The 339-nt window shown below is 60.2% G+C and carries 1 pseudogene; it reads left to right on the forward strand.

The window, feature by feature from the left end:
- Positions 1-64: 64 nt before the first annotated feature.
- A pseudogene (locus tag KQX66_RS39110) lies at positions 65-339 on the forward strand (hypothetical protein); the annotation flags it as partial.

Here is a 339-nt window from a genome sequence, read left to right on the forward strand (position 1 = left end):
CCTATAGATTGAAGCAACCTAATGACGTATAAAGCAAAGCAGTCAACCTCCGAGGCCGCTTCCCGTGATAAAAATTGTCGTGTACCTGATTATCGCCGTGACGATCGCCATTATTGCGGCAAGAGTCATCTTTCGTTTGCCGGATATTTCGCAGCGTCTGCCGCAGGCGGCATTGCCGGCGGATCCTGCCGCGCTATTGCCGGCGCGGGCCGCCGAACAGATGGCGGCGCACCCCGGCCTGAGCGGCGTGGTGCCGCTGGTCAGCGGCCACGATGCGTTCGCCAGCCGCCTGGCGTTGGCGCGGATGGCGGAAAGGTCGATCGATGCCCAGTACTATAT

The organism is Paenibacillus oleatilyticus (genome assembly GCF_018998565.1).
GTDB lineage: Bacteria > Bacillota > Bacilli > Paenibacillales > NBRC-103111 > Paenibacillus_G > Paenibacillus_G oleatilyticus.